Below are 21,317 nucleotides of genomic sequence, written 5' to 3' on the forward strand. Positions count from 1 at the left end.
AGTATTATTGTTTATTTTTCTTGCTAATAATATCTGCTAAATATTTGGCATCTTTTGAAACGCCACCTAAAGTTGCAGAGCCACGAGTAAACATCCAAGGTAAACCAATAAAAAACAAGCCGTTTATATTGCTTACGCCTCTATAGTTTTTAGGATAACCATCTTCGTCTAACTCCAAACCTTCTATCCATTTAAAATTTGGGCGATATCCAGTTGCCCAAACAATATTTTTAATCGTTGATATTTTATCTTTTTCGAACTCTATTTCACTATTTAAAGCATCTTTTGTTCTTCCAACAGCGATTACATTTTCTCTAGACAAAATTTCTTTAACATCTGTACCAATCACTGGCTGTACAGATGAGTTAATTCGTTTACCAATCCAACTATATTTACTATAACTTAAAAAACCAATTAAAGTAAACCACCACCAAAGTGTTTTACCTAAAAACTGTTGTGGTAATGATTTTACGTTTGTGTTTCCAGAAAAATAAACGGTTCTGTTTTTATCTTTAGATATTTCATCTAAAATTTGATACCCAGAATCTCCTGCTCCAACAACCAACGCATCTCCTTTTTGTAATTGATCTACTCTTTTATAGTAGTTGCTATGCATCTGAGAAACAGTTTCTGATATTTTCGTATGACACGGCGGTGTGTACGGAATATGAAACGGCCCTGTAGCAACAATTACATTTTTGGTTTGAATTTCACCATCTTTATAAGAAACATAAAACCCTTTTTCATTTTTTCTTACAGAGGTAATTAGCGTATCTAATTGTAAAGGAATCTCAAATTTTTCTACATATGATTTAAAGTAATTACTAACTTCAAATTTAGTAGGATAATGCCCTTTTGAAGCGTTAAATTTCATACCAGGCAAGTGATTGTACTCCGTAGGTGTAAATAATTTTAAAGAATCCCATCTATTTAACCAAGAAGCGCCAATCTCTTTTTCACCATCAATAACTACAAACTTTTTTTCCATTTTTTTTAAATGGTAAGCCATCGATAATCCTGCTTGTGCTCCTCCAATTATTACATAATCTAACATTTGTTCTTCTTTATCGTTTTACACACCAAAGGTAAAAACAAAATACTACCTAGAAACTATAATTTTAATATAGTCTTTAGGTAGTATTTTATTCTTTTAAAGATTTTATAAATTTGCTTCTCTTACTTTAAAGATCTTTTATCTTTAACTGAACAACCTATTGCTCTGGTATATTTTTTAGCAGGTTTATCACCTTTTAACAAAGCATCTACAGCATCTTCTACAAAACGTTCAGATACATTGATTTCGTCTCTAGAACTATCATCAATAGCGCCTATATATTCAACAATTAATTTACCTGCTGTTTTATTTAAAATATACACATGTGGTGTTTTTGTTGCGCCGTACATTGGATATACTTTTTGACCTTCGTCAAATAAATAAGGAAAAGTAAATCCTTTTTCCTTTGCACGAATTTTCATGTCGTTAAAACTATCTCCTTTTGATACTTCAGGATCATTTGGATTGATAGCAATTACTGGATATCCTTTTTTACTATATTTTTTATCCAAAGCATTTAAACGATCTTCGTTTGCTACAGAATACGGACACATATTACAGGTAAAAACAACAATAAAACCTTTAGCTTCTTTAAAATTAGCCAAAGAAACCATCTTACCATCTACATTTTTAAGATTAAAGTCTGACGCTACATCTCCTACTTTATATCCTTTCGTTTCATTTATTGTAAATGCTGAAATTGTTGCAATTACAACAAACATTAATACTATTTTAAAAATTTTCATATTTATTGATTTAAAAAGGTTTGTAATTCATTCTTTAAGGTTTCGTAATGAAACGATTGCTCATAAAACTTTCTCTTATTTTTAGTATAAATAAGTGTTGCAGGTATTGATCCCGACCAACTATCTGCTATATCCTGAATCCAGAATTGCTCATTTTTATCTTCGAAGTGAAGCACTTTCGATTTTATTTCTTTCTTTTTTATAAACGGAATTAAGTTACTTTCTATTTGTTTTGAAAAATCTAAACTTACTAAAATAACCTCAACATTTTTATCTTTAAACTCTTTGTTTAGTTTTTCGAAAGCTGGCAGTTCTTTTACACAAGGTAAACACCATGTAGCCCAAAAATTAATCACATACGTTTTATCATCGTTTTTATGCAAAAACGGCTTTAACTCGTTATAATTTAATGTGGTTATTTCATTTTGAATTGTTGACTCTTCTTTTGTTTCCTTATTCTTTTTACAAGAAGAAATTATCAAAACAAAAAGTATTAAAAATCGAAATCTATACATACTTCATTTTTATTTACCTCTAAATTAATTGATTATATTTTTAAAAAAAACTTAATTAACGAAACATTAACAACTAAAAAGCTCGAAAGGTAACCTTTCGAGCTTTTCTATTTATTTAATTTTTTTTTTAGCAAAAGATGTCGTTCAATAATTTCGCCAAACGTAAACCTCCTTTTTGTAATTGTTCTCTAACAACAGGAAAATAATCATACGAATAACGATAACGTAATTTATCTCCAGATTTAACTGATCCATATACTTTTTTAGTTAATTCGTGTGTATCATGTACCCAATCAACTACACTTCCTTTTTGAAGCTGTTTTATTTGTTCTTTTGATAAATCTTTAGCGTTATGAGCCAGCTCAACATAACTCATTTTCCAACCTTCTATCATATCGGTATCCCAAACCCGATGTAAGTTTGATCCTTTTCCATGCCATTGAACTTGAAGGGTATTTCCTCCTTTGTCTTCCCTTCTACCAATATGCATTGGCTGATGAAGATCTCCTACTAAATGTACTAGCATTTTTAAATGAAAACGCTTGTCTTCAACCGAACTTTTTTCATCTTTTAAAACTCTTACACATTCTTCTATTCCGGTAACTAAATCACCTTTTGGATTTTTCTCAGATGCTTCGTACCTAACATCAAAAGGCATGTTTACATAATGCCAAGTAGAATATTTACCAAATGTTTTTCTATCTGATTTTATTTCATCTGCATACGTAGATACAAAAGCTAAACTCTCACCCTGTAATAACGCAGCTATTTTTCTTTTTGCCTTTTTTGTCAGGTTGTTTTCGGCAATTTTACCTGTTGTTCTATGACCTGTTTGCCCCCAAACATCATCATTATTGGCAATAGATGAAGCACTTATAAAAAAAGCACATAACACTAATAATATTTTCGTTTTCATAAATAAAACTATCTTAATTTTTTGCTAAAATATAAAAATATTCATTTAGAAATTTGGATTTAACAAAAAATTAAGCATATCTTTACAATATCAAAATGATATCACAATAAATCAAACGAAACATGAAAGCAGAAAAAATAATAAAACCAGCAAACGGTTATTTAATGTTACTAATAGTTTTAACATTATTCTTTGGCGGAATTACAACATCTATAATAAATGAAACTCCAATTTTTATTCCTATTGCTATAATTGGACTTATAGGAATGTTTGGCTTTATTTTAGTTAACCCCAATAATTCTAGAGTTATTTTACTTTTTGGTAAATATGTTGGTACTATAAAAGACAATGGCTTGTACTGGGCGAATCCTTTATATAAAAAAAGAACAATTTCGTTAAGAGCGAGTAATTTTGATAGCGAGCGTTTAAAAGTAAATGATAAATTAGGAAATCCTGTAATGATTTCTACCATTTTAGTTTGGCGTGTTACGGAAACTTATAAAGCTGCTTTTGATGTTGATAATTATGAAAACTTTGTTCGTGTACAAACAGATGCAGCAGTACGTAAACTAGCAAGCATGTACCCTTATGATAATTTTGCTGATGAAGGGCACGATGAAGATATTACACTTCGCTCTAGTGTAAATGAAGTAAGTGAAGCTTTAGAAAAAGAAATAGATGAGCGCTTATCTATCGCCGGAATCGAAGTTTTAGAAGCTCGTATAGGTTATTTAGCTTATGCACAAGAAATTGCAAGCGCTATGTTAAAACGCCAACAAGCAACAGCAATTGTTGCTGCACGTCATAAAATTGTGCAAGGTGCTGTAGAAATGGTTGAAATGGCTTTAGAAGAATTAAATAAAAAACAAATTGTTGAATTAGATGAAGAACGTAAAGCTGCTATGGTTAGTAATTTATTAGTTATTTTATGTGGTGATAAAGAAGCTTCTCCAGTAGTTAACGCAGGAACTTTAAGTCATTAAAAAAAAAAATCATCAAGAAATAACATATTATGAAAGAATATAAAGTAGTACAACCAAAATTAGGAATAAGGAATAGAACTCAGAAGTATGAAGATCTTTTAAATCAATATGCAAGAGAAGGTTGGGTTGTAAATAACATATTTCAAAGTACTGGGGGCATTATATTTGAACGTAACAAGAATAGGTAATAATGAAAATATTTAAAGAAGAACAACGTTTTACACAATGGTGGATTTGGCTTGTGTTTTTAGGCCTAAACTTATTTTTCTTCTTTGGTATTTATCAACAGTTGATATTAAAAACTCCTTTCGGAAGCAAGCCTACATCAAATAATTTTTTAATAATTACCTGCAGTGTTTTTTTATTAGTTACAGTGTTTTTCTTCTATTTAAAATTAAAAACAAGAATAGATAAAACCGGAATTTATTATCGCTTTTCTCCTATTCAATCTAAATTTAAGATAATTAAATGGGAAACCATTAAAAATGTTCAAGTTATAAAATACAAACCAATTACCGATTACGGCGGATGGGGAATTAAGCTAAACTCATATACTGTAAAAGGAAATATTGGCATCTTATTCGAGTTTAAAAATGGTAAAAAATTCTTAATTGGTTCTCAGAAAAAAAATGAAGCTACTCGTGTTTTAGAAACCTATAAAAACAAATTATCATGATTAGAATAATCGCGCTTATTATTTTTTATACTTTTAGTATTGTAGTTGCTTTTGCTCAAGTAAAATCTGAAGAAATATTAATAAAAAATAACGGAATTGAATTACCAGGAACCTTAACGTATTCTGAGGATAAAACTCCGTTATTAATTTGGATTCACGGTTCTGGAAATGTTGACCGAAACGGAAACCAACTTCCTTACGTTAAAGCCAACTATATAAAACAATTCCGCGACAGCGTTAACCAACATAACATTGCTTTTTTTAGCTACGATAAGAGAACTGCTAATAAAAAAAACATGGCAGCATTAAAAAAAGGAATCTTGTTTGACTCTTTTATTTCTGATACAAAAAAAGTAATCTCCCATTTTAAAAATGATACCAGGTTTTCAGAAATTGTTTTAATCGGTCACAGTCAAGGTTCATTAGTAGCAATGTTAGCTAGTAAAAACAGTGATAAATACATTTCATTAGCAGGGCCGTCTGGTTTTATCGATCAGAAAATAGTTGATCAAATGAAAACCAAAAACCCGCTTATTGTTAATATGCTACAAGAACATTTTAAAGAATTAAAAGAAACTGGTACTATAAAAAAAGTAAATCCTTCTTTAGTAACAATGTTTAATCCACAGAATACACCTTTTTTTAAAAGCTGGATGCAATACAATCCATCCGAAGAGATTAAAAAAATAAATATTCCTGTATTAATCATTAACGGAACGAAAGATTTACAAGTGTCAATAGAAGATGCAAAAACATTACATACATCTAATTCGAAGTCTGAATTAGTAATTATAGAAAATATGAATCATGTGTTAAAACATATTGATAAAGATGAAAACAACATGAATTCTTATTTTTCTGCTGATTATCCTTTATCCGATAAACTGATTAAAACCGTTGTTTCTTTTGTAAAAAAATAACTATGGCAAAAAAGAAAGCATTTGCGCTTCGCGTAAACGAAGATATGATTAAAGCTATTGAAAAATGGGCTGCTGACGAATTTCGTTCTACAAACGGCCAAATAGAATGGATGCTAATGCAAGCATTGAAGGAAGCCAAACGCGAACCTAAAAAGAAAGACGAATAAATTTAATTTTTGAAGCAATTTTATTCACTTCCAAAATCTTAATAAAATGTTAAAAACCACTCAGTAAATATTGAGTGGTTTTCTATTTTGTAACTTGTTCTGCAAATCAAACTAACTATAATGAAAAGAATATTTTCTGTCTTATTTTTACTTATTACATCGCTTGTATTTTCTCAAGAATTTTCGATGGATTTAGTTAAAAACATGAAACCTAGAAACATTGGTCCTGGAGGAATGTCGGGACGTGTAACAACCATTGATGTTGTAGAATCGAATCCCGAAATTATGTACGTTGGTACTGCATCTGGAGGAATTTGGAAATCTACTTCGGGCGGAATTAAATGGCAACCTATTTTCGAGAAAGAACTAACTGCTTCTATTGGCGCTATAGCAATTCAGCAATCAAATCCGAGTATTATTTGGGCAGGAACTGGTGAAGGAAATCCTAGAAATAGTTTAAATGGTGGTTTCGGAATTTACAAATCGTTAGATGCTGGTAAAACATGGAAAGCTATGGGGTTAGAAAAAACACGTCATATTCATCGTGTAATTATTCATCCTACAAATCCTGATATTGTGTATGTTGGTGCCATTGGTTCGCCTTGGGGTGAGCATAAAGAGCGTGGTGTTTATAAAACTACTAATGGTGGTAAAACTTGGAAACAAATTTTATTCAACAATATAAAAACAGGTGCAGCCGATTTAATTATGGATCCGTCAAATCCTAATAAATTAATAGCTGCCATGTGGGAACACAAACGCGATCCTTGGTTTTTTAAGTCTGGTGGAAAAGGAAGCGGAATGTACATTACACACGATGGTGGAGAAAACTGGAAGCAAATTACCGAAAAAGAAGGTTTTCCGAAAGGAGAATTAGGTAGAATTGGTGTTGCCATTGCTCCTAACAATCCAGATGTGATTTATGCTTTAGTTGAAGCTAAAAAGAACGCGCTTTATAAAAGTGAAGACGGCGGATTTAAATGGAAAAAAATAAACGATAAACCAGGTATTGGAAATCGTCCTTTTTATTATTCGGAAATTTATGTAGACCCGCAGAATGAAAACAGATTATATACCGTTTTTACCTACATCAATGTTTCGCAAGATGGCGGAAAATCATTCAAACAATTAATGCCTGCTTACGGTGTTGATAACGGAGTGCATCCAGATCATCACGCATGGTGGATTCATCCGAAGAATGGAAAATTTATGATTGATGGTAATGATGGTGGATTAAATATTACCAAAGATGGTGGTAAATCTTGGCGTTTTATTGGAAATCTTCCTGTTGCTCAATTTTACCATATTAATGTTGATAATGAGTTCCCGTATAATGTTTACGGAGGAATGCAAGACAACGGTTCTTGGCGCGGCCCTGCTTATGTTTGGAAATCTCAAGGAATTAGAAATAGTTACTGGCAAGAAATAAGTTTTGGAGATGGTTTTGATGTGGTTCCGGATAGAGATGATTCGCGTTATGGATGGACGATGAGTCAGCAAGGTTCTGTTTCTAGATACGATTATAAAACAGGTAATAATTACAACGTAAAACCAACCCATAAGGATGCGAATGTAAAATTACGTTTCAACTGGAACTCTGCTATTAATATTGATCCTTTTGATAATTCAACAATTTACTTCGGAAGTCAGTTTGTGCATAAATCAACCGATAAAGGATTAACTTGGGAGGTGATTTCGCCTGATTTATCAACCAATAATCCAGCAAAATTAAAACAAGCAGAAAGTGGTGGTTTAACGATGGATGCTACTGGTGCTGAAAATCACTGTACCGTTTTAGTGATTGAGCCTTCTCTTTTACAAAAAGATGTATTGTGGGCTGCTACTGATGACGGACAAGTTCATATTACTAAAAACGGAGGAACAAGTTGGACGAACGTTGCTAACAATATTAAAGACTTACCTAAAAACTCTTGGATTACACAAATTAAAGCATCTAACAAAAATAAAGGTGAAGCACTTTTAGTTGCCAACGATTACAGACGTTTTAATTACACACCTTACGCATACAGAACTAAAGATTACGGAAAAACATGGCAACATATTGTTGATAAGGATGATGTAGAAAGCTATGCGCTTTGTATTATTGAAGATCCTGAAAATGAAAATTTATTGTTTTTAGGAACCGATGACGGATTATACATTTCTTTAAATGCTGGTGAAAAATGGACTAAATGGACAAATGGTTTCCCAACTGTTCCTGTAAAAGATTTAGTAATTCATCCTCGTGAAAACGACTTGGTAATTGGTACTTTTGGTAGAGCTGCTTGGGTTTTAGATGATATTCGCCCACTACGTGCTATGGCAAAAAGTAATGTTACCAATCAAAAATTAACCTTGTTTGCTCCACCAACTGCTTATCAGGCAGCTAGCCAACAGCCAACAGGAAGTAGGTTTGGTGCCGATGCTATGTATCAAGGTAAAAACAGAAAACGTGGTGCACAAATTTCTTATTACATCAACAATCCGAAAGTTGAGAAAAAAGAAGATAAAAGCAAGAAACAAGACAAAACGAAAAACAAAAAAGAGGCCAATTCGAGCGTAGCCGATAACTCTAAAAAAGATAAAAACAAGATTAAACATGATTCTATTAAACTTGAAATTTTTGATGGCTCTCGAAAAATAAGAACCCTGAAATTTAAAACTCCTAAAGAAAACGGATTACACAAAACTACGTGGTATCTAAGAGAAAAAGGTGTTGCTAGAGCTTCAAGGCGCATCAGAAAGCAAACTAGAGAACCTGGAGGTGTTACTGTAAAACCAGGAATTTATAAGTTAAAAATGACTTTTGGAGATGCCGTTTCTGAACAAATTATTAAAGTTGAATTTGATCCTAGATTACAAATATCAGAAGAAGCTATCAATCAAAAATACGCTGCTAGCAAAGAGTTGGAAACCTATCAAGAAAAAATGGCAAGTGTTGTAAAACAATTGGTAGAAAGTAAAAACACAGCAACTTCTTTAAAATCTAAATTTACAAAAGAAGATAAAAAGAAATACAAGGTAGAAATAAAAGCATCAAAAGAAATTATCAAAAAAATTGATACTTTAATTGCTATGTATTTAGGTACAATTGATAAAAGACAAGGAATTACTCGCAATCCTGAAGTTACAATAAACAATCGTTTTAGTACAGCTCGTTGGTATGTTGGTAGTAGATTTGGCAAACAAACAGCAACTGAAAAACAATTAATAAATCAGTTTAAAAAATCTTATACTAAAGGAATAGAAAAAACAAATATTTTCTTTTCTGAACATTGGAAAAAGTATAAATCGACTGTTGAAAAAATTGAAATTTCTCCTTTCAAAAAAACTAGTACTTTTTCTATAAATTAATTATTTTTGAAACTTAATTAAATTTTAAAAATCTCCTACCCTTTAGCGTAGGAGATTTTAATATTACATACATTATGAAAAAAGCAATTTTTATTTTTATCCTTTTATTTTCTTTAAAAAACACCGCTCAGAACACTCCTCAAAATGAATTAGGCGTTTGGTATATGTACAACGGATCTCATCAAGTTTCTGATAAGTTGAGTTTAAAAACGATGGCTCATTTTCGTTTTTTTGAAATTGGTGATGATTTACAGCAATTTATTGGTCGATTAGGTGGAAACTACAAAATCAATAAAAATATGAGCGCTACTTTAGGCTATTCGTATTTAAATACCGATGGTTCTTTTGACGTTGACGGAGGTGAAGTTAATGAACACCGTATTTATGAAGACTTTAATATCAAACATAAAATAAACAAACTTGGTTTTGCTCATAGATTTAGAGCTGAACAACGTTTTTTTAATTCAACAACTTCTCATTTTTTACGCTATCAAATCGGGTTAAGCCATCCTTTAAACGAAAAGTGGAGTACTTATTTATACAATGAAGTATTTTTTGATTTTGATGATGAAGCTTACAATCAAAATTGGTTGGGCGCAGGTTTTAAATATCACTCATCTAAAAAAACAACATTTAAAGTTGGCTACCAAAGAATAAATGTAAATGGTGACGGTAATTTTAATAGAATTCTCTTAGGTGTTGCTATTAGCACAGATCATCGTAAGAAGAAATAAAAACCTACTTTAGCAAAAAACTAATTAAAACATGAGCGCACCAACTTTTACAAACGATGCAATTGTATTCGGAATTTTAATGATTTCCTTAGGATTTGTATTTTATACAGAATCTAAAACCGACGGATTTTGGCCTAAATTTTATAAAATAGTACCAGGTCTTTTTATGGCTTATTTTATACCTGCTATTTTCACTACTTTTGGCGTGATTTCTCCCGAATGGGAAACTGCAACCGTAACTGGTGAAGTTGTAAAAGGAAAATCTCAATTGTATTATGTTGCTAGTCGTTTTTTACTACCTGCAGCATTAGTTTTAATGACATTAAGTATCGATTTAAAAGCAATTTTCAACTTAGGTTCTAAGGCATTAATTATGTTTTTTACAGGAACAGTCGGAATTATTATTGGTGGACCAATTGCTATTTTATTAATATCTTTATTTTCTCCAGAAACAGTTGGTGGTGCAGATTTTGATGCAGTTTGGCGTGGACTTTCAACACTGGCAGGAAGTTGGATTGGTGGTGGAGCAAATCAAACTGCAATGCTAGAAATTTACCAATATAATCCTGCCAAATATGGCGGAATGGTATTTGTTGATATCGTAATTGCAAATGTTTGGATGGCTATTTTATTAATAGGAATTGGTAGAAAAGAAAAAATTGACAAATGGTTAGGTGCAGACACCTCAGCTATTGAAGATTTAAAAGAACGTGTGTCTAAATTTACACAAGGCGTTAAAAGAAACCCTACGTTAACTGATTTTATGATTATGTTAGCTATTGCATTCGGAACTGTTGGTTTTGGGCATTTTGCAGCTTCTTTTTTAAGTTCGTTTTTTAGCGATTTAGTTGCTGAAATTCAGTCAGAAACTTGGCGAAATATTTTTACCTTTTTAGGCTCAGGCTTCTTTTGGCTAATTAGTATTTCAACCATTATTGCTATTGTTTTATCATACACCAAAGCAAAAAATTATGAAGGAGCAGGAGCTAGTAAAATAGGAAGTATTTTTATTTACATTTTAGTAGCAACTATTGGTATGAAAATGGATTTAACAATGATTTTTGATAATGTTGGTTTAATAGCTATCGGTTTTGTTTGGATGGCAATTCATGCTGGTTTGTTAATTTTAGTTGCTAAATTAATTAAAGCCCCTTATTTCTTCTTAGCTGTAGGTAGCCAAGCAAATGTTGGTGGTGCTGCCTCTGCCCCTATCGTGGCACAAGCATTTCATCCTTCATTAGCAACTGTTGGTGTTTTATTAGCGGTATTCGGATATGCAATTGGAACTGTTGGTGCAATTTTATGTACAATTTTAATGGAAATATCTGCTACTTTATAAGAGAATTCTGCATATTTGCAACTCTAAATTTAAAATAACATGAAAAAACTTATCGCCATTTGTGCGTTTTCAATATTAGCTTTTGCTTGTTCTTCTAAGAAAGAAGGAAACATGATTGTTAAAGGTCAAATTAAAGGATTAAAAAAAGGTACATTGTACCTTCAGAAAATGAACGATACTTTAATAGTATCTGTAGATTCTGTAGCGTTATTAGGCGATGATAAATTTATTTTAACCGATAATGTTGAGTCTCCTGAAATGTATTATTTAACTTTTGATGGAAATACCGATGAAAAGAGATTGATGTTTTTTGGTGAAAAAGGAGAAATCACCATCAACGATAAATTAGAAGAGTTTGGTTTTAGTCCAGAAATAAAAGGATCTAAAAATCAAGAAGTAATGGATAAATACCGTGATTTTGACCAAAGATTTAAAGATAGGCGATTAGATTTTGTTAAGAAAAATTTAGAAGCTCGTCAAGCTAATGATGAAGAATTAATTGCAAAATTAGACTCAGATTACAAAAAAATGATACGTAAACGTTTTTTATTTACGACTCAGTTTGCTAAAAACAATGCAGATAGTGAAGCTGCACCATATATTGCTTTAACTGAATTATTTGATGCTAATATTATTTTATTAGATACTATTAATAATAATTTAACCGATAAAGTAAAGAACTCTAATTATGGTAAACGCTTAAATAAGTTTATCAACCGAATAAAAGCTGAAGAAGGCGCTAAATAATGGCTTCTTTTCATAAATTTAAAAAAACTCGATACTAATTGTATCGAGTTTTTTGTTTAACAGTTATGTTACAACCATTGTTTACTTGTTTTTTTTATTATTGATATACACATCAACTAAGTTCTCTAAAACATTTAAAGGTAACGGACCATTGGTTAAAACTACATCGTGAAATTCGCGAATATTAAACAAATCTCCCAAAGCTTCTTTTGCCTTTTCACGAAGCTCTAATATTTTTAACATTCCTATTTTATAAGCCGTTGCCTGGCTTGGCATTACAATATGACGTTCCACCATTTTTACGGCATCTAATTCAGCATTTGGAGTGTTATCTGTGTAATATTTAATTCCCTGTTCACGTGTCCATTTTTTAGTATGAATACCAGTATCAACAACCAAACGACAAGCTCTCCAAAGCTCCATTGCTAAACGACCAAAATCGGAATATGGATCTGCATAAAAACCCATTTCTTTAGGAATATATTCAGAATATAATCCCCACCCTTCAATATAAGCAGTGTAACTACTAAACTTTCTAAACATGGGTACATTTTGTAGTTCTTGTGCAATTGCTATTTGCATGTGATGACCAGGAATTCCTTCATGATAAGCTAAAGCTTCCATTTGATAAGACGGCATACTTGCCATATCATACATGTTAGCGTAATAAGTACCAGGTCTTGATCCATCTATTGCTGGCTGTTGATAAAATGCTTTTCCTGCTGATTTTTCTCTGAAAGGTTCTACTGCTTTTACAATTAACTTAGCATTTGGTTTTGTTATAAACAACTCGTCTAATCGAGTTTTCATACTATCAATCATATGCGTTGCTTCTTTCATATAAACCTGTCTTCCTTCTTTAGAATCGGCATAATAAAATTGCTTATCCTTCTTCATAAATTCGAAAAACTCTTTTAAAGATCCCTCAAAACCTGTGCCCTTCATTATAACACGCATTTCATCATGAATACGAGTTACTTCTTTTAAACCTATTTCATGAATTTCTTCTGATGTTAAGTTCGTTGTTGTAGTTCTTTTTAAAGCATTGTTAAAAAAAGCTTCTCCCTCAGGAAACTTCCATGAGCCAGCATCTGTAGTTGCTATTTTCTCTTGAGCTTCTAAAGTTGAAATTAAGTTTTTATATGCTGGTAAAACTCCTTCTTTTAAAGCCACAATTCCTTTCTCGATCAATGCTTCTTTTTCTTCGGCATTAATAGTTAGTTTATTCACTTTGTTCGTGAAATCGTTTAATAATGTGCTTGTTTTACTTGAATTATCAAAAGGTTTTCCTTTTATCAAGTTCTTAGAATCTTCTAATACTTTTGCAAAAACAAATTTAGGAGGCATAATGCCTTTACTTTCTCGTTCTTTTAAGTTAATAACTAATTGACTAAATAAAGGTTTTAAATTGTGCAATCTGGCGATGTAATTTTCAGCGTCTTTGGTTGATGTTACCTGATGCATATTTATTAAAAATGCCGGAATTTCAGACTGCATTCCGTGCATTTGATTTACAGGATATGTATGAAAACGATATTTAAAATCTGCTATTTCATTCTTTAGCTGCTGCTTAAATAAATCATAACTTAACTTAGTACTTGCATTTAACTTAGTTACGTTTAAAGAATCCTTTAACCATGTTAATGCATTTTTGGTATGTACTAATTCTTCTTTAGCAAATGCATCAGAAATATCATTCCATTTATCTGCATCTTTTTTAATACCTAAGTAGGTTTGATCCATTGGGTGACGATTTAAATGTCCTTTAAATTGTTCGTCGAAAAAGGTATTTGCTTTTTTGGAATGTTCTGAAATTTCTTCTTTAGTAATAACTTTAGTTTTTACATCTTCTTTACACGATTGTAAAAAACAAGTAAAAACTAAAGCTGAAATTGTAATTAATCTTAGTTTCATCTTTGTAGTTATTTTATATCGGAAAAGATACAAAATTAGATGAACACTATATTTTAAATGAAACTATTGGTAATTTACTATGATTAGCAATATCTTCTGAAATACTACCTTCAAAGAAATGAGAAATTCCTTTTCTACCATGAGTGGCTACAGCAACAATATCTGCATTGCTTGCATTAGCAAAATATAAAATTCCTTTTTCCACCGAGTAATCAGAAATTATTTTAACCTCATTAATACTGCTCGCACTTTCATTGGCTTTATTAAAAAACACTTTCATTTCTTCTTCTAATTCTTTCGTGTTTTTGAATTTTGTGGTAGGTGTGTTTATGTATACTAGTTGTAATTTAGCTCCTAATTTATTAAAAAAAGCTTTAGCTTCTATATAAGGAGATACATCGTCATTGGTAAAATCACATGCAAAAACTACTTTTTCTATTTTTTTAGTAATTGGTTGTTCTTTAATAACCATTACAGGCACGTGCGCATGGCGAATTACTTTTTCGGTGTTAGAACCAATAAACATCTCTTTTAATCCGTCAGCTCCTTTCGAACCCATTACAATTAAATCTACATTTTCTTCTTTAGCTAATTCATCTAATTCACTAAAAATTTTAAAATGCTTAATTATCGGCGTTACTTTAATATCCGATAAATAATCTTTATCTAGGAATTCTTTAAATCTTTTTTCTGCTAATTTTAAATAAAAAAAAGTTTCTTGATTAGCTGATTCATCTGATTGATTAATTAATGAATTTGATAATTCTAACATATGAACTACTACAATTTCTGCATTATTCTCTTTTGCTAAAAAAGCAGCTGTTTGTAATGCATTTTCTGAATGAATCGAAAAATCGACAGGGATTATTATTTTTTTCATAATGTGTTTTTTAAGTTTAACTACTCCTATAAAGTTACTAAATTTATATCAGAAAAAAGAAGATTTTTGATACGTAATTAACTTAATGGCAACCTTGTACTGTGTTTACTAAATTGGTTACAGGTAAAGGTGAAACATAAGGAATTCCTAAACCCAAACCTCGTAATACAAATAAAACACCTATAAAAACAACTACAAACGGAATTACTTGTTGAATTCTTTTTCGCACTAATCCGTTCGCAAAATTACCTACATAAATAACGATGGTCATTAACGGAATTGTTCCCAATCCGAAAATAAACATATATAAACTTCCAGACAAAGCATTCGTTGTTGCTAGTGCGCCGAAAACAGCCATATACACCAATCCGCAAGGAAGAAATCCGTTTAGAAAACCGATGGTAAAAAAAGTATCATTTCCTTTCTTCTTTAATTCTTTTCCAAGAGCTGATTTAACTTTCATGATAAACCTATTCAGCTGTTTTGAAAAATTATATTTCTGAAAAGCCTTTGGTAAAACAATAGCCAAAATCATTAAAACACCTACTATAATTGAAAGTTGCTGTTGAAATCCGAAGAAATAAAAACCTTTCCCTAAAAAACCAAACAACAAACCAATTAAACTATAGGTGAATAAACGCCCTAAGTGATAACTAAGTATTTGAAAAAACTGTTTTATCTTATTTGTCCTATCAACGGGCAACATAAAAGCAATTGGCCCGCACATACCAATACAATGAAAACTACCTACCAAACCAAATATGATCGCAGATATAAACATTAATAAATTAATTCTTTTTGATATAAATATGTCTTATTTTTATAGTTCCAAGAAACAGTAATGTTCCAACGACCACCTAACAAACGTTTCTCAGGCACGAGCAAATATGTATTAGAAATTGAAATAGGTATTTCAAAATCTAATTGCTTATTAGATGGTCTATATAGGAACACTTTTCCTTTAATATCAGTAGGATTAAATTCTGTTGGAAAATAGATCCTTAAACCTTCCGGTACTCTTTTTACTATAATATTTTCTTTTAAATCTTTTGCATTTTTTGTTGCGTCAATATTTTCTTGAAATTCTAATTCTTTTTGATAATACTTTTCAGTTACCAAATCGTGATTGTAATTTTCACCTGTACTCATTGATATAACGAAATACATTATAAAACTCATAAATGCAATAATTACGATTACTATACTTGTGCCCCAGTTTAGTTTCATTTTTCTTGTTTTTAACGTCATTGCGAATAAAATGAAGCAATCTGCTAATTTATTAAGAGATTACTTCCTCGTAATGACAAATTTATTATCGATAACTTCTTGGTCCTAAAAAGTTAGTTTTAGTAGTTTCTATTAACTTATTACCACTATACACACCTATTTTAAGATTTACTTTTTCTTTTTTCATTTCTGATTGATGTAATTCTATAAACAAAGTTCCTTCTGCTAATCCTTGCTTCGGAACTTCAAAACTTTGATGTGTTACCGTTTCTATTTTTCCCTTATGAGAAAGTAACTTATAACTTACATCATCAATCTGCTTGGTTGTTTTGTTAATTACTTTATAGGTATAAATATTACTAATAATTCCGTTTTCTTTATGTTGATATAATTGCCCTGGTAATCGTAAAATTGTAGCTTCAACATCATTTCTTAAAAATAACATTCCTATTAAAACGGCTATTAAAATTCCTAAAACGGCAGTATATCCTTTCATTCTGGCCGTAAATTTAAAAGGTGTTTTCTTTTCAATATTTTCTTCGCTTGCAAAACGAATTAACCCTTTTGGCAAACCAACGTTTTCCATCATATGGTCACATTCATCTATACAAGCGGTACAGTTTACACATTCTAATTGCGTACCGTTACGAATATCAATTCCTGTAGGGCATACGTTTACACATTGAAAACAATCAATACAATCTCCTTTTCCACTAGCTGCTCTGTCTTCTTTTTTATTAAATTTTGCTCTTCCTTTTACCCCTTCTCCACGTACATGATCATAAGCAACATTAATTGTTTTATTATCTAATAAAACACCTTGCAACCTACCATACGGACAAGCTATAATACATACCTGCTCTCTAAACCATGTGAAAATAAAGTAGAAAACTGCCGTGAATATTAATAAAGAAATTAAAGTGTTTGTATTATTTAACGGATTACCTGTTACATAATCAATAACCGTATCACCACCTATTAAATAGGCTAAAAACACATTAGCAATTAAAAATGAAATGATAAAAAACAGGAACCATTTTAATAGTCGTTTCTTAATTTTTTCGGCATTCCAAGGTTGTTTTTCCAAACGGATTTGTTTTCCTCTATCTCCATCAATCCAATATTCTATTTTTCTAAAAACCATCTCTAAAAATATGGTTTGCGGACAAATCCATCCACAGAAAATACGTCCGAAAACAACGGTAAATAGAATTACAAAAACAACGCCCACAATCATTGAAACCACTAATAAGTGAAAATCTTGTGGCCAAAAAGGAAATCCGAAAATATTAAATTTTCTGTCTATTACATTAAATAATAAAAACTGGTTTCCATTAATTTTAATAAATGGCGCAGTTAATAAAATCAGTAATAAAAAATAACTAACGTACGATCTGTACTTATAAAAACGTCCGCTTGGTTTTTTAGGATATACCCAAGCACGCTTACCTTCATTATTGATGGTACCAATACTATCTCTAAATTGTTCGTTCTTGGGTGTCTCCATTGTTAACTATTAAAACCAAATACTATTATTGTAAACTATCTTTTGCTATTGCTGTAACCTCTTCTGTTACTTGTTGCGACTCGTCTTTATACAAATCACCTTGTGCTGCCTTAGGATTTGCAGGTGTGGTACCTTGCATAGACATTATATAACTTGCTACTTTTTGAATATCTACAGGCTTTAATGTTTTGCCCCAGGCAACCATTCCTTTTCCGTCTCTACCACCATTAGTTATCGTTGCAAAAACGTTTTTAATTCCGCCGCCTAACAACCAATATTCATCGGTTAAATTAGGTCCTATTCCTCCACCTCCATCTCCAATATGACAAGCAGCACAGTTTAAGTTATATACTGCTTTACCTCTTTTTAAATCACTTTCTGATGTTAAAAATGTTACTGTTTCAGCATCGATAACTGCATCTTTTGATGTTGACTTATAAGCTGCTAATTCTCTTTTAGCAACTGCAACAGATTCTGCATATTCCATCTCTTGCGTATAACCATCTAGTACTTCAAACCTTACTAAATATACTACAGCAAAAATTATCGTTGCATAAAACATGTATACCCACCATGGCGGTAAGTTATTATCTAACTCTTTAATTCCGTCATAATTATGATCTAAGATAATTTCTTCTTCTTGCTCTACTGCTTTAGCTTCTGTCCATTTAGTAATTAACTTTCTAGCCCAAGCCCAATGATCTACTTCATCAGGATTTACTCCTGCTTTAATCATAGCAACCTCCTCTATTTTCTTAACACCAGTAATTGTAAGTATTTCTTTAGCGATACAAACAAAACCAAAGGCAATAAGACCTAACCAAACTAAAGGGTTTTCTAAGAAATTATATGGGTTTTCATAAGAGCTTATAGCCTTTGCTAGCACAAAAGGTGTTAAAAATGTAAACAGAAATGAGGTTACAGATTGCACTCTTGTGTAATTCTTTGGCATTAACTCATTTGCTTTATTTACAACGGTGTTCGATAAAACCTCTTTTAAAAGCACCACCAAACCAAAACCAATTGCTATAAACCAGACTAACGAATTTTCTAAAAAATTAAAAGGTTCTTCATATGCCTTAAATGCCGCTGCTAAAATAAATGGCATTGAAAAAACAAAAAGAAAAGATACTATTGATTGAATATATTTTTTCATAATATTTTGTTTTAGTCATTTAAAGGCAAATCACTTACCTTACTTATATATTCTTTTTTGGCAGTAAACACCCACCAAAATAACACCATAAAAAAGGTAAAGAATATTGTTAATGAGATCATCGGGTATATTTCTATACCTGTAATGCTCTCCATATGGTTTTTTACGAATTTTAACATAATTTCTAATTTTTACTCGCTTAGTGAATTTTTAATATTTTAACACTTGTTCTTAAATGTTATTTATAATTTATTAGACTATTGTCTACTTAATTGTTTTTGAACATCTTTTACTTTTATATCAGTACCTAATCTTTGTAGGTAAGAAATTAAAGCGACAATTTCACGATCTTTCATTTCTATGAAAACTTGGCCATTTTCGGCTGCATACTTTTTATCTGAAGCATAGCTCTTAGCAAAATCAGGATCTTGATGTAAGTTTTCTTGAATTTTAGCTCCTTGTGCATCCATATTGGTTTGCGCATTTGCTATTTCTTCTTCTGAATAAGGAACACCAAGAGAAACCATTGCTTTCATCTTCCCTTCCGTATTACTTTTATCTAATTTATTTCTGACCAACCATTGATACGCTGGCATAATAGAACCCGGTGAGGTGCTTTGTGGATCATACATATGATTTAAGTGCCAGCTGTCTGAATACTTACTTCCGATTCGATGTAAATCTGGTCCTGTACGTTTACTTCCCCATAAAAATGGATGATCATATACGAATTCACCTGCTTTAGAATACTCTCCATATCGCTCTACTTCACTTCTAAATGGTCGCACCATTTGAGAGTGACACCCAACACATCCTTCACGAATATAAATATCACGTCCTTCTAATTCTAAAGGTGAATATGGTTTTACACTAGATATTGTTGGTATATTAGATTTAACTAACAACGTTGGCACAATCTGAACAACACCTCCTATTAAAATTGCAACTGTTGCGTATATTGTTAATTTGATTGGTTTTCTTTCTAACCAAGTATGCCATCCTTCACCTTTTGTTCTGTTTTTAGAAACTTTTGTTAAAGGTGCTGCTTCTGCTAAATCATCAGTAACATCGCTACCAGATCTTACAGTTCTTATCATGTTGTACAACATTACAAATGCTCCAACAATAAATAAACTACCTCCAATAGCACGCATCCAATACATTGGTATAATTTCATTAACAGTTTCTAAGAAATTACCGTAAGCTAATGTTCCGTCTGGATTGAATTGTTTCCACATAGATGCTTGTACAAAACCTGCAACATACATTGGTAATGCATACATTATGATTCCTAAAGTACCAATCCAAAAATGGAAGTTTGCTAAGGCTGTAGAATATAATTTTGTTTTAAATAATCTTGGTACCATCCAGTAAATCATCCCGAAGGTAAAGAAACCGTTCCATGCTAATGCACCTACATGCACGTGTGCTATAATCCAATCACTAAAGTGTGCAATTGCATTTACATTTTTTAAAGATAGCATTGGCCCTTCAAAAGTTGCCATACCGTAACCGGTAATTGCCACTACAAAGAATTTTAAAACAGGATCTGTACGTACTTTATCCCAAGCTCCACGAAGTGTTAATAATCCATTTATCATTCCACCCCAAGAAGGTGCTAGTAGCATAATTGAAAATGCAACCCCTAAATTTTGTGCCCAAGTTGGTAAAGCGGTATATAATAAATGGTGAGGCCCTGCCCAGATATAAATAAATATTAACGACCAAAAGTGAACGATTGATAATCGATATGAATATACGGGTCTGTTTGCTGCTTTTGGAACAAAGTAATACATCAACCCTAAAAACGGGGTTGTTAAGAAAAATGCTACGGCGTTATGCCCGTACCACCATTGCACCAAGGCATCTTGAACACCTGCGTACACTGAATAACTTTTTAAGAAACTAACAGGTAACGCTAAACTATTAAAGATATGTAATACTGCAACGGTTACAAAGGTTCCTAAGTAAAACCAAATGGCTACATATAAATGGCGTTGTCTTCTTTGTAAGATTGTCCAAATCATGTTTACACCAAAAGCTACCCAAACTAATGCGATTGCAATATCTATAGGCCATTCTAACTCTGCATATTCTTTAGAACTTGTATATCCTAAAGGAAGTGTTATGGCAGCTGCAACAATAATTAATTGCCATCCCCAGAAATTAAAGTTACTTAAAAAATCACTCGCCATACGTGCTTTAAGCAATCGCTGTAACGAATAATAAACTCCTGCGTAAATTGCATTTCCTACAAATGCAAAAATTACCGCATTGGTATGTAGCGGACGTAAACGACCAAAACTTAACCACGAAATTCCGTCTGTAATATTTGGGAATAAAAACATTAATGCCAGTAATAAACCTACTGAGAAACCTACAATTCCCCATAGTAGTGTGGCGTAAATGAATTTTTTTACGATCTTATTATCGTAATAAAATTGTTGCATTTCCATAATTTAATTGAATTTAATATCTATTG

Annotated in this window: 21 protein-coding genes; 9 read left to right on the plus strand and 12 right to left on the minus strand. The window is 31.5% G+C overall.

Annotation, left to right across the window (positions count from 1 at the left end; all coding sequences use genetic code 11):
* Positions 1-4 precede the first annotated feature (4 nt).
* From P2G10_RS00870 to P2G10_RS00885, 4 genes are all read right to left on the minus strand, one after another.
* Positions 5-1,054: a flavin-containing monooxygenase gene (locus P2G10_RS00870; protein ID WP_275314854.1), complete on the minus strand. Its 1,050-nt coding sequence runs from the start codon at positions 1,052-1,054 to the stop codon at positions 5-7.
* A gap of 122 nt (positions 1,055-1,176) precedes the next feature.
* Positions 1,177-1,800: a thioredoxin family protein gene (locus P2G10_RS00875; RefSeq protein WP_218773088.1), complete on the minus strand. Its 624-nt coding sequence runs from the start codon at positions 1,798-1,800 to the stop codon at positions 1,177-1,179.
* Between the two features lie 2 nt (positions 1,801-1,802).
* The gene (locus tag P2G10_RS00880) at positions 1,803-2,315 is read right to left on the minus strand and encodes a TlpA disulfide reductase family protein (RefSeq protein ID WP_275314855.1); all 513 of its coding nucleotides are present in this window, start codon (positions 2,313-2,315) and stop codon (positions 1,803-1,805) included.
* Positions 2,316-2,442: 127 nt separating this feature from the next.
* Entirely contained in the window at positions 2,443-3,231 is a 789-nt protein-coding gene (locus P2G10_RS00885; protein ID WP_275314856.1) for a S1/P1 nuclease, read from the minus strand.
* Positions 3,232-3,353: 122 nt separating this feature from the next.
* Between P2G10_RS00885 and P2G10_RS00890 the strand changes: the two genes are divergently transcribed.
* The 9 genes from P2G10_RS00890 (at position 3,354) to P2G10_RS00930 (ending at position 12,151) form a co-directional block, all read left to right on the plus strand.
* A complete protein-coding gene (locus P2G10_RS00890; protein ID WP_218773091.1) occupies positions 3,354-4,214 on the plus strand; it encodes an SPFH domain-containing protein in 861 nt (286 codons plus the stop codon).
* Positions 4,215-4,243: 29 nt separating this feature from the next.
* On the plus strand, positions 4,244-4,402 hold the full coding sequence (locus P2G10_RS00895) for a DUF4177 domain-containing protein (protein WP_218773092.1): 159 nt from the start codon (positions 4,244-4,246) through the stop codon (positions 4,400-4,402).
* A 2-nt stretch (positions 4,403-4,404) separates the two neighbouring features.
* Positions 4,405-4,890, plus strand: coding sequence for a DUF6141 family protein (locus P2G10_RS00900; protein ID WP_275314857.1), 486 nt, complete (start codon positions 4,405-4,407; stop codon positions 4,888-4,890).
* A complete protein-coding gene (locus tag P2G10_RS00905; protein WP_275314858.1) occupies positions 4,887-5,810 on the plus strand; it encodes an alpha/beta hydrolase family protein in 924 nt (307 codons plus the stop codon). Before P2G10_RS00900 ends, P2G10_RS00905 begins: the two co-directional genes overlap by 4 nt.
* A gap of 2 nt (positions 5,811-5,812) precedes the next feature.
* Positions 5,813-5,977, plus strand: coding sequence for a type II toxin-antitoxin system antitoxin (locus P2G10_RS00910; protein ID WP_218773095.1), 165 nt, complete (start codon positions 5,813-5,815; stop codon positions 5,975-5,977).
* Positions 5,978-6,097: 120 nt separating this feature from the next.
* Positions 6,098-9,331, plus strand: coding sequence for a WD40/YVTN/BNR-like repeat-containing protein (locus P2G10_RS00915; protein WP_275314860.1), 3,234 nt, complete (start codon positions 6,098-6,100; stop codon positions 9,329-9,331).
* A 74-nt stretch (positions 9,332-9,405) separates the two neighbouring features.
* Complete coding sequence (locus P2G10_RS00920; RefSeq protein ID WP_275314862.1) at positions 9,406-10,065, plus strand: DUF2490 domain-containing protein; 660 nt, start codon at positions 9,406-9,408, stop codon at positions 10,063-10,065.
* Between the two features lie 31 nt (positions 10,066-10,096).
* Positions 10,097-11,404, plus strand: coding sequence for a DUF819 family protein (locus P2G10_RS00925; RefSeq protein ID WP_218773098.1), 1,308 nt, complete (start codon positions 10,097-10,099; stop codon positions 11,402-11,404).
* A gap of 39 nt (positions 11,405-11,443) precedes the next feature.
* Positions 11,444-12,151 carry a DUF4369 domain-containing protein gene (locus P2G10_RS00930; RefSeq protein ID WP_218773099.1) on the plus strand — a complete coding sequence of 236 codons (708 nt, stop codon included), beginning with the start codon at positions 11,444-11,446 and terminating at the stop codon, positions 12,149-12,151.
* 81 nt (positions 12,152-12,232) lie between these two features.
* Here the strand turns inward: P2G10_RS00930 and P2G10_RS00935 are convergent, their stop codons facing one another.
* The 8 genes from P2G10_RS00935 to ccoN form a co-directional block, all read right to left on the minus strand.
* The gene (locus P2G10_RS00935) at positions 12,233-14,065 is read right to left on the minus strand and encodes a DUF885 domain-containing protein (protein ID WP_218773100.1); all 1,833 of its coding nucleotides are present in this window, start codon (positions 14,063-14,065) and stop codon (positions 12,233-12,235) included.
* A 46-nt stretch (positions 14,066-14,111) separates the two neighbouring features.
* Positions 14,112-14,945, minus strand: a complete 834-nt coding sequence (locus tag P2G10_RS00940) for a universal stress protein (RefSeq protein ID WP_218773101.1) — start codon at positions 14,943-14,945, stop codon at positions 14,112-14,114.
* An 82-nt stretch (positions 14,946-15,027) separates the two neighbouring features.
* On the minus strand, positions 15,028-15,726 hold the full coding sequence (locus P2G10_RS00945; RefSeq protein ID WP_275314865.1) for a sulfite exporter TauE/SafE family protein: 699 nt from the start codon (positions 15,724-15,726) through the stop codon (positions 15,028-15,030).
* The gene (locus P2G10_RS00950; RefSeq protein ID WP_218773103.1) at positions 15,726-16,172 is read right to left on the minus strand and encodes a FixH family protein; all 447 of its coding nucleotides are present in this window, start codon (positions 16,170-16,172) and stop codon (positions 15,726-15,728) included. The genes P2G10_RS00945 and P2G10_RS00950 overlap by 1 nt, the downstream gene beginning before the upstream one ends.
* A gap of 85 nt (positions 16,173-16,257) precedes the next feature.
* Complete coding sequence (gene ccoG, locus P2G10_RS00955) at positions 16,258-17,679, minus strand: cytochrome c oxidase accessory protein CcoG (RefSeq protein ID WP_218773104.1); 1,422 nt, start codon at positions 17,677-17,679, stop codon at positions 16,258-16,260.
* A 25-nt stretch (positions 17,680-17,704) separates the two neighbouring features.
* Complete coding sequence (locus P2G10_RS00960) at positions 17,705-18,835, minus strand: cbb3-type cytochrome c oxidase N-terminal domain-containing protein (RefSeq protein ID WP_338056302.1); 1,131 nt, start codon at positions 18,833-18,835, stop codon at positions 17,705-17,707.
* An 11-nt stretch (positions 18,836-18,846) separates the two neighbouring features.
* Complete coding sequence (locus tag P2G10_RS00965; RefSeq protein ID WP_081411167.1) at positions 18,847-19,014, minus strand: cytochrome C oxidase subunit IV; 168 nt, start codon at positions 19,012-19,014, stop codon at positions 18,847-18,849.
* Between the two features lie 78 nt (positions 19,015-19,092).
* The gene (gene ccoN, locus P2G10_RS00970; RefSeq protein WP_275314870.1) at positions 19,093-21,291 is read right to left on the minus strand and encodes a cytochrome-c oxidase, cbb3-type subunit I; all 2,199 of its coding nucleotides are present in this window, start codon (positions 21,289-21,291) and stop codon (positions 19,093-19,095) included.
* Between the last annotated feature and the right edge of the window lie 26 nt (positions 21,292-21,317).

The organism is Tenacibaculum bernardetii (assembly GCF_029125915.1).
Classification (GTDB): domain Bacteria; phylum Bacteroidota; class Bacteroidia; order Flavobacteriales; family Flavobacteriaceae; genus Polaribacter; species Polaribacter bernardetii.

Excerpts from the sequence above, each read along its gene's own strand:
- P2G10_RS00870 (WP_275314854.1), bottom strand. The coding sequence starts at position 1,054 with ATGTTAGATTATGTAATAATTGGAGGAGCACAAGCAGGATTATCGATG.
- P2G10_RS00875 (WP_218773088.1), bottom strand. The coding sequence starts at position 1,800 with ATGAAAATTTTTAAAATAGTATTAATGTTTGTTGTAATTGCAACAATT.
- P2G10_RS00880 (WP_275314855.1), bottom strand. The coding sequence starts at position 2,315 with ATGTATAGATTTCGATTTTTAATACTTTTTGTTTTGATAATTTCTTCT.
- P2G10_RS00885 (WP_275314856.1), bottom strand. The coding sequence starts at position 3,231 with ATGAAAACGAAAATATTATTAGTGTTATGTGCTTTTTTTATAAGTGCT.
- P2G10_RS00890 (WP_218773091.1), top strand. The coding sequence starts at position 3,354 with ATGAAAGCAGAAAAAATAATAAAACCAGCAAACGGTTATTTAATGTTA.
- P2G10_RS00895 (WP_218773092.1), top strand. The coding sequence starts at position 4,244 with ATGAAAGAATATAAAGTAGTACAACCAAAATTAGGAATAAGGAATAGA.
- P2G10_RS00900 (WP_275314857.1), top strand. The coding sequence starts at position 4,405 with ATGAAAATATTTAAAGAAGAACAACGTTTTACACAATGGTGGATTTGG.
- P2G10_RS00905 (WP_275314858.1), top strand. The coding sequence starts at position 4,887 with ATGATTAGAATAATCGCGCTTATTATTTTTTATACTTTTAGTATTGTA.
- P2G10_RS00910 (WP_218773095.1), top strand. The coding sequence starts at position 5,813 with ATGGCAAAAAAGAAAGCATTTGCGCTTCGCGTAAACGAAGATATGATT.
- P2G10_RS00915 (WP_275314860.1), top strand. The coding sequence starts at position 6,098 with ATGAAAAGAATATTTTCTGTCTTATTTTTACTTATTACATCGCTTGTA.
- P2G10_RS00920 (WP_275314862.1), top strand. The coding sequence starts at position 9,406 with ATGAAAAAAGCAATTTTTATTTTTATCCTTTTATTTTCTTTAAAAAAC.
- P2G10_RS00925 (WP_218773098.1), top strand. The coding sequence starts at position 10,097 with ATGAGCGCACCAACTTTTACAAACGATGCAATTGTATTCGGAATTTTA.
- P2G10_RS00930 (WP_218773099.1), top strand. The coding sequence starts at position 11,444 with ATGAAAAAACTTATCGCCATTTGTGCGTTTTCAATATTAGCTTTTGCT.
- P2G10_RS00935 (WP_218773100.1), bottom strand. The coding sequence starts at position 14,065 with ATGAAACTAAGATTAATTACAATTTCAGCTTTAGTTTTTACTTGTTTT.
- P2G10_RS00940 (WP_218773101.1), bottom strand. The coding sequence starts at position 14,945 with ATGAAAAAAATAATAATCCCTGTCGATTTTTCGATTCATTCAGAAAAT.
- P2G10_RS00945 (WP_275314865.1), bottom strand. The coding sequence starts at position 15,726 with ATGTTTATATCTGCGATCATATTTGGTTTGGTAGGTAGTTTTCATTGT.
- P2G10_RS00950 (WP_218773103.1), bottom strand. The coding sequence starts at position 16,172 with ATGAAACTAAACTGGGGCACAAGTATAGTAATCGTAATTATTGCATTT.
- ccoG (WP_218773104.1), bottom strand. The coding sequence starts at position 17,679 with ATGGAGACACCCAAGAACGAACAATTTAGAGATAGTATTGGTACCATC.
- P2G10_RS00960 (WP_338056302.1), bottom strand. The coding sequence starts at position 18,835 with ATGAAAAAATATATTCAATCAATAGTATCTTTTCTTTTTGTTTTTTCA.
- P2G10_RS00965 (WP_081411167.1), bottom strand. The coding sequence starts at position 19,014 with ATGTTAAAATTCGTAAAAAACCATATGGAGAGCATTACAGGTATAGAA.
- ccoN (WP_275314870.1), bottom strand. The coding sequence starts at position 21,291 with ATGGAAATGCAACAATTTTATTACGATAATAAGATCGTAAAAAAATTC.